5 protein-coding genes are annotated in these 12460 nt (G+C 40.7%); 2 read left to right on the top strand and 3 right to left on the bottom strand.

Features of this window, described 5'->3' with window-relative positions; all coding sequences use genetic code 11:
- Positions 1-366 precede the first annotated feature (366 nt).
- Together ACK4HU_RS09975 and ACK4HU_RS09970 are read left to right on the top strand one after the other, a co-directional pair.
- Positions 367-2460 (top strand): M28 family peptidase, encoded by a 2094-nt coding sequence (locus ACK4HU_RS09975; protein WP_409806282.1) that lies wholly within the window; start codon positions 367-369, stop codon positions 2458-2460.
- Positions 2461-3435: 975 nt separating this feature from the next.
- On the top strand, positions 3436-4026 hold the full coding sequence (locus ACK4HU_RS09970) for a hypothetical protein (RefSeq protein ID WP_409806279.1): 591 nt from the start codon (positions 3436-3438) through the stop codon (positions 4024-4026).
- Positions 4027-4443: 417 nt separating this feature from the next.
- Here the strand turns inward: ACK4HU_RS09970 and ACK4HU_RS09965 are convergent, their stop codons facing one another.
- The 3 genes from ACK4HU_RS09965 to ACK4HU_RS09955 all read right to left on the bottom strand — a co-directional run bounded on the left by ACK4HU_RS09965 (position 4444) and on the right by ACK4HU_RS09955 (position 12187).
- Positions 4444-7206 carry a carboxypeptidase-like regulatory domain-containing protein gene (locus tag ACK4HU_RS09965; protein ID WP_409806277.1) on the bottom strand — a complete coding sequence of 921 codons (2763 nt, stop codon included), beginning with the start codon at positions 7204-7206 and terminating at the stop codon, positions 4444-4446.
- A gap of 1257 nt (positions 7207-8463) precedes the next feature.
- Positions 8464-10044: an NAD(P)/FAD-dependent oxidoreductase gene (locus ACK4HU_RS09960; protein WP_409806274.1), complete on the bottom strand. Its 1581-nt coding sequence runs from the start codon at positions 10042-10044 to the stop codon at positions 8464-8466.
- A gap of 232 nt (positions 10045-10276) precedes the next feature.
- Positions 10277-12187, bottom strand: a complete 1911-nt coding sequence (locus tag ACK4HU_RS09955; protein ID WP_409806271.1) for a polysaccharide biosynthesis protein — start codon at positions 12185-12187, stop codon at positions 10277-10279.
- Between the last annotated feature and the right edge of the window lie 273 nt (positions 12188-12460).

Here is a 12460-nt window from a genome sequence, read left to right as displayed (position 1 = left end):
TTCTATGGCCTTTTTTTCTTTTTATTGAAAAATTGGAATATTTGAAAATTGAAAAATTGATTTTCAGCTAAATTTCCACCTTAATTTTAAAAAAATGACCTCGACTCCGCTCGGCCACCGGATATTAGAATTTAGACACGGAGGGGAGGAAAATGCGGCCCCCCCGATTTTCCCTCCCCTCCTTTAAAAAAGAAACCCAACGGTCACCGAGCGAAGTCGAGGTGTAATCAAAATGAAATTTGGCGACTGGAGTTATTTTGGAAATTCATTTTAAAAAATTGATTTTACCACGAGATTCATAGCCCAATTTTTCAATCTTTCAATCCGCCACGGCGGACAAGTTATTGTAATATTTCAATCCACACCATGAAACAAACCTTACTCACCTTAGCAGCTGCCTCTCTCCTGTCTTTTAGTGCTTTAGCCCAGCAGGATGGATTTTCACCAAGTCAACTAGCTTCTCAAAAGAAATTTGAAGCGGATTATTTGAAAGCTGTCGACTATGATCGATTTAAAATTCACTTATCAGAACTGACAAAAAACCCACACATTGCCGGCACTCCAGAAAATGAACTGGTCAAAGACTACATGGTGAAAATCATGGGTGATGCGGGAATGAATGTGAAAGTTTGGCCTTATGATGTTTATCTACCTAATCATCCGGGCAAATCCGAACTTCAAATTATCTCACCTGTACAGCTAACCCTTTCCCAAAAAGAAGGAGCTCTACCCGAAGATCCATTTTCAAATGATCCTCGACTTCATTTGGGATTTAATGCTTTTTCAGGCAGTGGAGACGTGACTGCGGAAGTGGTATATGTGAATTACGGCACGCGGGAAGATTTTATGAAGCTTGCCGAAATGGGTGTACCCTTGGAAGGAAAAATTGCCGTGGCTCGCTATGGAGGAAACTTCCGTGGCTATAAAGCCAAATATGCCGAACAGTACGGCATGATCGGATTGGTCGTGTACACCGATCCAAAAGATTCTGGTTTCACCCGTGGAGAAGTTTATCCGAAAGGACCTTTTTTCAATGAAACGACTATACAGCGTGGATCAATGTTGACGTTGGACTACACAGGTGATCCTTTGACTCCGGGTAAGCCTGCCCTTCCACTTGATGGACCTGAGAAAGTGGATCGCTTGGACCCTAAAGATGTTCCTTTCCATAAAATTCCCGTGACACCAATCGGATACGGCGCTGCCAAAGAAATCCTGAGTAGAATGACCGGATCTGAAGTGCCTGAAGCTTGGCAAGGCGGATTGGATTTCAAATACCGCATCACCGGAGGTGAAGATCTGAAAGTCCGAGTAATGGTCGATCAAAAGCCTGATTTCATCCGGGCAAACAACGTGGTGGGCACCTTCGAGGGAAGTGAATTTCCAAATGAATGGATCATACTTGGAAGCCATTACGACGCCTGGTCATTTGGCGCAACCGATCCAAATTCAGGTACCGCTATGCTTTTGACGCTATCTGAAGCTTTAGGAGAACTATATAAAAATGGGCAAAAGCCTTCTCGATCTATTTTGATTGGGCACTGGGATGCGGAAGAACAAGGTGTAATTGGCTCAACCGAATGGGTTGAACATCTGAAAAAAGACCTAAGTGCCAAGGCGGTATCCTATATGAACTTTGATGCGGGTGTATCGGGCAGAAACTTCGGCGCTTCTGCCGCTCCTACCCTGAAAAAACTCATCATCGATGCTTCGAAGGAGGTGATGTATCCCGATTCTGCCAAAACTGTCTTTGAAATTTGGGCTGGAAAAAATCCGGAACCGGGTATCGGAAATCTTGGAGGTGGATCCGATCACATTGCTTTCTACATGCACGTAGGTGTGCCTTCCCTCAGTGGTGGTTCGGGTGGTCCTACTGCCTATCACAGCAACTATGACAATTTCCACTACTACTCGAAGTTTTCGGACCCGAGTTTCAAAATGGGTGGTGCTGTGGCCCAGCTATTTGGCTTGGTTGCCATCCGTCAGGCGAATGCTGCAGTGATCCCCTATGATGTCCCACGGTATTCAAAAGATCTGAAAGGACACTTTGAGCAAGCAGTAAAAAATGTAAAAACCATTGACTCCAACTTCATCGAATTTGATCAGGTCAATGCAGCTTTGGCGAAACTGGAAGCAAGTTCGACTGCTTATCAAAGAAGATTGGAAGCTGGACTTTCCTCCGGCAAAGTATCTGCTAAAAAGCTTCAAAAGATCAATACCGGACTGATCGGACTGGAAAGAAGTTGGATCGATCCTAGAGGAATGTATTATGGAGAATGGTATAAATCACTCTATGTCTGCAATGATCCTTTTTCGGGTTATGCATCGTGGATTTTACCGGGTATTCAATATGAAGTCGCCATTAAAAGAACTGAAAAATTAGAGGAATGGGACACCCGCTATTCCAAGGCAATTTTGAACTTGAGTAAAAAGATCGATAAGCTGAGTAGGTTGCTTTGATCTAAAAAACTAAAATATGGATATAGGCTAGACGGTCAAAAGGCGAATTATCTCTTGAAATCCGCGGGAAGACCGAAGACCACGCTATGGCTCGCAGGCAAAGAGGGTATGAATTTAGGTATTAAGCTAGTGTCCATTCTTGGGTTTCATCTACTGGCAAAGAACCGGATATAAATAAACAACTATTCTCAATTACTAAACCGCTGAGTGGCAACTTGACGGTTTTTTTATTGCCTAAAATGGAAGTCAATAGGCAAACGAGACCCTGAAATGACAATTCCAATTAGAGAAGCGATTTCGGGGCGCGGTTAACTATTTCAGGAATTTCTGAATAAGTTCAACCCACTTCGGGGTTGTCTCTTACGTTTTTGATTTCATTTTCCCTAGCCCCGATAGCTATCGGGGCACCTAGGGCTATTGAAAAGTTCGACCACTCCGTGGTCATTAGTCAAATTGCATTTCGAATATTCCAGGTTCTATTTCTGACCCCGACAGGGTGTCAAACCTCTCAATACTTGTGCGCCGTGGCGTAGCCGCGGGTGAAACCCATGGAAAACGTTAAATACGCAAGTCCCCACGACCCTGCCTTTGCCGGCAGGCAGGCCCGAAGGGTGTCGAACAACTTTCTTGGTTCACAAAGAAATCAAAACCTTCCTTTTCTGGCAAGCAGGCCAATTCGAAATTGTCATCTTTGTTTTGGTTTTCTTTTTTCCATAGGTTGTGATTCTACTCGTGTCGGAAAAAGGATCTATATACGATCCCGTTAGCTATACATATTAATTCAATTAAGTCCGGGATACCTTTTTTATAAGCATACCAATAACCTAGTCTCTTCTCATTTTGGGTGGAAATAGATTGATATACAGACTATTGTTTAAATTTTCTTAACACTAGCTTAATTTTTTTGAGAGTTTTTTAGTATAATTTGGAAATTAATATCACCCTAAAATTAAAATTGTGACAAGTTCTAAATTGATGTCAGCCTTAATCGGGCTTTCAACGGTTTTATTATTATTTCTCTTCTTTCCAGCTGTATCTCAAAAATCAACAGCTTCAGTTACGGAAAACTCCACACAAGCTTCTGATACGATTTTTAGGCAAGCTTCTAATTCACCGGGATATTTGGTAGTGAAAAAAGCCGATTGGGACAGGCTTAGAAAAGTTTGGACCGATTCGTTAAAGAAAAATCAAGAACTGCTTATTCAGGAACAGAAAAAATACACTTCCAAAGTGGACTCTCTTCAACAATTTAAAGCCTCGACAAACAATCAGGAACTCAGTCCTAAATCCGACAACAATCCTTCAAATCCTCTAGATTTCACCATCCCGATACTTGCCCTCAGCCTTGGAGTACTAATTATATATGGAGCGGTGATCACAATAAAGCTTCTTAGTCAAAAAATTGGACAGAAATCCCAAATCGAACGCTTGGACCAAATTGAGAAAGATTTTGAACAGCATAAAAGAAACAGCATAGAAAGAGAGCGGAAATTGATGCGGGAACTTATTGATGTCCAGAATGAACTTGAGGAAGAAAGATCAAAACAAAACCAAGATTCTGAATAAAGTTTATATTATAATCCGCTATTCCACCAGTAAGCGAATTTTCGATTGGTAAGGGTCGGATGTTGGATGACCGATGTCCGATGAATCCCAAAATCAAGTTTTTCGAAGAATTTTCTATTTAATAATTTAAGCTTCTGGTAAGACTGCAGATATACTTAAAGTTTAATCTGATTATCTCCAATCCTGCCAGTTGCCTAATTTTATATGGTTTCACCTCGACTTCGCTCGGTGTCCGTTAGTTTTGTTTTTGAGGGAGGGGATGCAAATGCGACTGCGCCGTATTTGCATCCCCTCCCTTTAATAACCTCAAATCCGGTGGCCGAGCGAAGTCGAGGCCATTTTGATCTACTGGTAAGATTGCAGATATACTTAAAGTTTGATTTTAAATCTAAATCTCAGTCGGCTCTTTCTGTGTATTTAAATCTCAATTTTTAAAATCTTGTAAAAAGCCTCACCATCTGTTGTTCTACCCTCCACACGTATTTTAAGCTTATTTATTCCATATGGCACTTTTACTTTGGTCCTATAAATCCCATCTGAAGTTTGAGCATCCGGTTCCCAAAAGACGGTTGGTTTTTTCTTCAGATACTGTTCTGAGGGAGGGTTTTTGGGGAATTCAGAAAAGCTTGAAAACCCCCTTACCGGAAATATCTGAAACCCCTCCGAATTGAATTTTCTATCGGAATCAGGTCCGGTTCTAAAGCCCTTTTTGGTCTCGATCATAATCACTCCTGCATAGCCGGCCATGCCAAATACGACATTACTTATATTATCATAATATACTTTAATTGAAAGCAATTGTGAAGGTTCGAAGCTCAATAGTAAATCCTTGAAATCAGCCTTTTCCATAAACGGCATAGATACCCCATCAATGATCAAAAGCGGTGAACCAGTTGAATCTCCAAAGGTGTAATTTCGGAATTTTAAGCTGTTTATATTAAATCTCAAAAGGCCTAAAATCTCGGCCATGGTTTTGTTTTCCAAATCACTCGGGCCGACCTCCTGATTGGGTTCCCCATACCCATAATTCCGATCAGCCATTGTTTCCTTTTCTTTGACCTCCTCTTTCACAAATTCCTCTAACTGAATGAAATCCCCGGATAAATCAAACATGGGTTCGGATTCTTTTGGAATCTCCTTTAATCGGTACCTTGCTTTGGGAAAGGTACCTTTAAAAGAGGGAGAATTGAAAGGAAGCAATTCCACCTTGCCATAGGGTCTTCGTTTTTCATCCACAGCAGCGATGGCAATCTGTGCGGTATCTAAAAACTGCAGCCCCGTAGCCCAAAATCTCCCTGAAGAATCTGAATTTACCTGACCAAAATCTTCCAAATCTCCCCGCACCAAGGTAATCACAGTAGCTAAGCTAGCCCGTTTCTTATCCGGCGTAAACTTCCCTTCGACAGAAATCCCATATTCAATATCAAATGGCAAACGACTATCGAAACCCTCGGGCAAGGCCTTGTCCAACCAATCCAATCGGTTTTCAAATCTGAATTCTGTTCCTAGTTCTTCAGTAATTGATTCTTCCAAAATCGAGAACAAAAAATTGGCCTCTACCGAATTTTCATCCGAATCCTGAAAATTCAATTCCAAATCCAAAACTCGGTAAAAAACAGAATCTGAGACCGAATGGTCATAATTTACCGCTATATCCCCGAAAAGTTCTTCATCGATTTCTTGCCATAGGTCGAGGGTTTCATTTGGATTAAGGATAGGAAAAGGGAGTTGGAAAATATCCATTTCACCAAAGTTGAGACTCCATCGAGTATAAGCACGAAGTAAGTAATCTCCCTTGTTTAAGGTATCTGAAAGTGTCAGTCCTCCATTGATTTTTCCATTGGCAATGGGATAGGTTTCATGATGAAGAACTTTCAATTGATCATTCAAAATATCTACATAGAGCACTCTGCTGAGTGTATCCCGCATTACAGGGTTTTGATAAAGCATCTCCCCTCCCAGCCAAAGGTTCTCTCCTGGGTAAAAAAATGATTTATTTAAACTGATCCAAGGCGTTTCGCGAAGGTTATTGAGTGAGATGTACCGGTTTTGAAAGACCTCCATTTTCTCCAATAATCCATCGAAGCTTTTATCCGGCACAAAATCCAGAGGAAGTGCGCGTGCCATTCGCTGCCTCCCAATAAATCCTGAAAGCACTAATTGGGTAGGATGGAGTAATGTCCCGTTTTTATCTACATCAAAATAGCCAGATGGGGCTACGATCCATGAAATAGCATGATAGATATTCGTATAATAATCATTGGGCCAGGGTTTGTTCAAATGATGGACCTCCATTCTTTCAGGAAGAAAAATTCGATAAATCCCATTTCCAAGTGGTTTGGTATAGATGAATTCCAGATTGACGGGAATAATGGACTTTTTCAGTTCGTGGTAAAAATCATTTGTCCGGTCTTTGGGTACACTGGAATTTGCCTGATAAAATTCAAAACCCTGAGAACCTGAATTCTTGAGCAAAAGCGAAAGTGCCAAATGCCTGACGGAATTTAGATAATTCAGCTCCTTTCCCTCTTTCCATTTCGATTCTACTAGTGAATCTTCTGGAGCGAGATTCTTGTAGAACGCTTGTCCAAAAAATTGTGAGGCATTGCGAAGCATTCGGAAATCCTGTAAATAAAAATCAATCTGATAACCTAATGCATTGTTAACTAACTGCAATGGTAATTGTGCTTTGGCTTGGGTATAATTGGAACCATTGTCCGGCTTAACCGTCGAAAAATCCAAGACCCAGGGATTCAAAATTTCTATATCATTTCCATAGGGATCGTCAGGTACAGCCAGAAAAACCTCCTTAAACTTTTTGAGATTTCGCTCCCAGGATTTGTCCCGCTTTGCCTTCAGTTCAATCTCTGTGAGGTTATCTTCCAGCAGTTCCAATTCAAAATTTTGAATAATAGACTGCTTTCCTTTACGGTTAATGGTCAAGCTGACCGTGTTGTATCCCACAAAAGAAGCGACCAGCTCAAACTGATCGGGAATAGTTCCAGTGATGGTGAATTTTCCGTCAATATCCGTTGCTGCACCGATGGTGGTGTTGTTGATAAAGACGTTGGCAAAAGGAAGTGGTAATCCGCTGCCCTTTTCCAGAACAGTTCCGGTGATGGTTTGGGAAAAACTGAAGCCGGAAATAAGCAAAAACCCAATGAAAAAGAATTGGCGCATGTAGGACTGAAATTTTGAGCTACTTAATTCCTGAATATAAACTAAATAGACAATAGTATTTGCTTTTTTTCTGTGAAACAATGATTTTTTTACCACGGAGAAAAAAGAGAGAGTGATTTGGCTTTTTTTGAACTCTATGAGAAATACATACCATTCAGCTTAATAGAAAAGGATTACAAATCCACTGATAGTTTCTGGAGGTTACAAACCTCGAGCAGCTGAGCAGCGGAAATTTAATTCTTTCTCTCCTAACCCTCTGAGGTCTGTGGTGAAATTTATTTGCGCTCATTCATGTCCTTTGAGGCAAAAATCCAAAAGAGAAAAACTCAGCAATATTTTTTAAAAAACCACATAGGAGTCACATAGAAAAACATAGCAGAAGATTTTTGAGGAATGGAAAGCTATGTGCCCTATTTTTCTATGTTGTAAAAAACCTCCGCAGCCTCCTGCGGTTAAAAAAATTTGCGTAATCTCGCTCCTCTGCGTTAAAAAATAGATCGTACCTGCCTGCTGCAGACAGGCTTTCAGCACTCAAAACTGAATCACTTCCTATTAACCCAGCATTCCATACTGGGCTATTACAGGACGTGCCGATGGCACTTTTTTAGACCCAATCCATTCTCACAAAAAGCAAACACCTTTTACTCTGTTCGCTCTCCTGTAAAAAAACTTTGCGTGACTTTGTGCCCTTCGTGGCTAAAACCACTCGAGCCTGCGAGCAAAAATCTCCGCGGCCTCATCTGTTAGCATCAGATTAAAAACCCACTCTCTGCGGTAATTACCAAAAGCTTTAGCTTTTCTCCGTGACCTTGTAAATGGTCTGGTATGTTTTTCACAATTGCAGCTCTAAATACCAACCAAAATCCCTCCATCCTCTCTCTATTTTTCTCTGTGGTAAAAAACTTCCCGGCCTTCGCGGCTCCTACGGTTAAAACCGTCCGAACAAAACTGTCCGATTTTGGCGCACTCATTTTAATAAAAGCCCCTCTATCCACATTTAACATTGATTTAAGCGCTTGGAATATATTTTGATTAATGATAAGAAATCAATCCATCATGCTGACTTTCCTCCTTTGGCTTATCCTATTTATTCTGTGCTGGCCCATTGCTATAATAGCATTGATCCTCTACCCTTTTGTTTGGCTCTTGCTTCTACCCTTCCGGCTTTTGGGGTTTGCGGTGGACTTGAGTTTCGATTTGATAAAGAATATCTTTATGCTGCCTTTTCGACTTGTGGGAGTAAAATAAGTAGCTCAATTACTTTTTGACGTACGCAGCAATCAATTTCTCAGCACAGCGCTCCCCATCCATTGCGGCTGAGACGATGCCTCCAGCATAGCCTGCACCCTCTCCACAGGGATAAAGCCGCTTGATCTGTGGATGCTCAAATGTTTCCTTGTCACGGGGAATACGAACAGGTGAAGATGTCCTGCTTTCCACCCCAATTATCTGGGCTTCATTGGTAAAATAGCCTTTCATTTTTTGACCGAAAGCCTTGAATGCCATAGCCATCCTTTCTGCAATAAAATCAGGAAGGACTTGGCGCATTTCAACTGACTCCAATCCAGGTTGATAGGAGGTATCCAAAAGCGAAGAGCTTACCTTCCGATTTACAAAATCCACCATAAGTTGAGCAGGAGCCACTTGATTTCTGCCACCCAACTCCCAAGCTTTCTTTTCGATATCAGCTTGAAAATGCATGGCTGAAAGTGCTCCGAATTTTTGATAGTGAGGTAGATCTTCCAATTCTACAGAAACCACCATACCGGAATTGGCAAATTTGCTGTCTCGGCGACTCGGACTCATTCCGTTGACTACCAACTCACCGGGAGCTGTTGCTGCTGGCACAATAAATCCACCGGGACACATACAGAAGCTAAAAACTCCTCTTTGCTTTCCTTTATATTCAGTTTGCTGAACCAAAGAATAGGCAGAGGCTGGCAGATATTCCCCCCGGTCTACTTCACAGTGATATTGGATTCGGTCAATCAAATTTTGACTATGCTCGATTCTGACTCCCAAAGCAAAAGGTTTGGCTTCGATCAGGACTTTGCGCCGATCAAGCAATTGAAAAATATCCCTTGCAGAATGTCCTGTCGCAAGAATTACTCCCAATCCCTTGATGTGATCTCCATTTTGTGTCACCACACCTTTGATCTCATCTCGTTCAAGAATCAGGTCTTCCACCCGAGTTTCAAAAAGAATCTCTCCTCCGGATTCCATAATAGTCTCCCTGAGTTTGGCTACCAATACGGGCAATTTATTCGTGCCAATATGTGGATGAGCATCAACTAGGATTTCTTCTGTGGCACCATGGGCCACGAGGATTTCCATAATTCTTCGGATATCTCCACGCTTTTTGGACCGGGTATATAGCTTCCCATCTGAATAGGTACCAGCCCCTCCTTCTCCAAAACAATAATTTGAATCCGGATTTACAATTCCCTCTTTATTAATTGCAGCAAGATCTCGGCGTCTCGCTCTGACATCTTTTCCACGTTCAATGACAATGGGCCTTACCCCTAATTCGATTGCTCTCAAAGCCGCAAAAAGCCCCGCAGGCCCGGCACCAATAATTATAATGGGTTCTTCGCTTTGTACATTTTGATATTCGGGAAAGTGATCCAATAGGGAACCCGGCTTTTCATTGAGAAACAACTCCGCCTCCACATTGACGATCACTTTACGTCCGCGAGCATCAATTGATCTTCGGGTTTGTCGGGCAAAAGAGGAGGATAAGTCGGCGCTAAATCCCGCTTTTTTTAAAACAGTCTGCTTAAAAAGTTCTGGATCATAAGCCTCTTCAGGGCTTAGCTGTAGGGTGAAAGTCTTTTTCATTTGGTAAGGTATCTATCCTTAAATCATGATAAAGGTAGGAAGAAAGTATCAAGACATTAGTATCAATTATTTAGAGGTCAGTATCAAGAAAAGTGGGAATAAGGAGGAAATACAATAGAAATAGGCTCCCTTCGGTCGAGAGATAGGCTTCAGCAGAAACAAAAAAGCCGCTCTCTTTTTGAAAACGGCTATTCTTGATACTTAGTACGTGATACTTAGTCTTGATACTTTTTTAATTCATTCGATCCAAAACCTCAAATCTCGATGAGTTTGAAATATACTCCGGAACCAATGATTTGAGGTGTCTGACAAGATCGGTTTCATTGTTTTTTCCAATCAATTCATGGAAAAACTCGATCTGACCATCAATCCTGTGATAAGATGAAGTTTGGACCTGCGCAATTTTTATTTTCGGGTGATGAGTAATCTTAACAGTTTCGAAATCATTAAGCAACTCTTCATAAAGCTTCTCCCCTTCTCTTAATCCGGTAAATTGAATTTTGATGTCAACATCTACCTTCTTACCGGAAAGTTGGATCATTTTCTTGGCCAAATCCAAAATCTTAATTGGCTCGCCCATGTCAAAAACAAAAATCTCACCACCTTCGCCCATAATTGCTGCTTCCAGTACCAACTGACAAGCCTCAGGAATCGTCATGAAGTATCTAGTGATGTCAGGATGGGTAACAGATAGTGGACCACCCCCCATTATCTGTTTTTTGAAAAGCGGAATTACAGAACCGTTGGACCCCAAAACATTTCCAAATCGAGTGGTAATAAACCTTGTATGGTACTTTTTATGATTTGCTTCTAAATATTCATTCAGTGCTTGCACATACATCTCAGCTGCTCTTTTACTCGCTCCCATCACATTAGTTGGGTTTACTGCCTTATCAGTAGAAACAAAGACAAATTTCTCAACTTGAGCTAAAACGGAAAGGTCTGCAAGAATTTTAGTACCCAAAATATTGCAATGAATGGCTTCCTCTGGATATTTTTCCATCATTGGCACATGCTTATATGCAGCCGCATGGAAAACCACCTGAGGCTTGAATTCTTTGAAAATTTCTTTCATTTTCTTTTTATTCTTGACATCCCCAAGAATAATTTTTATCGGACAGCCTGTGTGATTCTCTCTAAATTCTTGCTCGATATCATACAGGGGAGACTCTGCATTATCCAGCATGATTATCAACTTAGGATGGTAATAGGAAATCTGACGGCAAAGCTCCGAACCTATTGATCCGGCAGCCCCGGAAACTAAAACCGTTTTACCTTTGAGATCTTCTTCTATTCTCGGATTATCCAAAATAATTTGTTCTCGACTCAGTAAATCCTCAATCTTGATTTCTCTAATCGCCCCAACTGTAAGACCACCATTGATCCATTGATCAACAGGGGGGACCATGGAAACGGACACATTAAGTTTAAGACATTCGTCAATTATTTCGTTTTTTCGGTGGACGGATAGATCCCTCACCGCAATAATCAATTCCGTGACTCCAAATTGTTTTACTAGCTTTTCAAGATCCTCTAGGCCTTTATAGATGCGCTTACCATCAATATTTTTTCCATCCTTTTTTACGTCATCATCCAAAAAAGCGACAATATTCATCAGGCTTTTACTGTCGTTTTTTATCGCCTCTTGAGCAATAATTCCTGCCTCTCCCGCTCCAAAAATCACACCGTGACGTAAATCTTTATGAGCAAATCCATTTTTCAAATAGACGAAAAGTTCCTTCACCAGTAATCGGTAAAAAATCAACATAAACATTGAGGATAAGCTGGCAATGATCAATACTGATGTTGGGAGTAAGAATCGATCATTTAAAAAATTCCCATGAAAGAAATTCAGTAGAAGAAAGAGGAGGAAAGTAATCAAGACGGTTCTAAAAATATTTGAGCCATCACGGAAACCAGTGTGACGGACAATTCCTTCGTAACTGCGGGTATTTTGCATCACTAATAGTCCTCCGACCATAAAAGTGAAACTTCCTGCAAAAGCATCATTCTGTTCAATTAATTCCAGCTCGAAATTAAATCTGACTAAATATCCAAATAGAGCACATTGGAAAAGAATTAAACAATCGAGGAAAGCGATTATCCATCTAGGAAGGATTTTGAGCCTTGATAAAAAATTCATAGTAGAGATATTTTCAAATAGTCAAAATCATTAATTCACACTATTTATTCACAATCTTTTTGCAAAGTAAACAGATTTTTTCAGATTCTGCATATTTGATTTTTTTGAAGAGAAAGCATTACTATTCAATGAGATTTGCAGCAAAACTTCAATCTAACCAAAAATAGTTCAGCTATTTTGAAAATTATTTAAACTGAAATATTGCAGAGAAATTTGTGATTCAAGAAAATTTCTCAAAATCAAGTATTATTTGGATGATTTACGGTGGAGACT

It is taken from the genome of Algoriphagus sp., from assembly GCF_046296635.1.
Lineage (GTDB): Bacteria > Bacteroidota > Bacteroidia > Cytophagales > Cyclobacteriaceae > Algoriphagus.
Note: the sequence above shows the minus strand (reverse complement) of the source record. Positions and strands in the feature narration are given on the sequence as shown.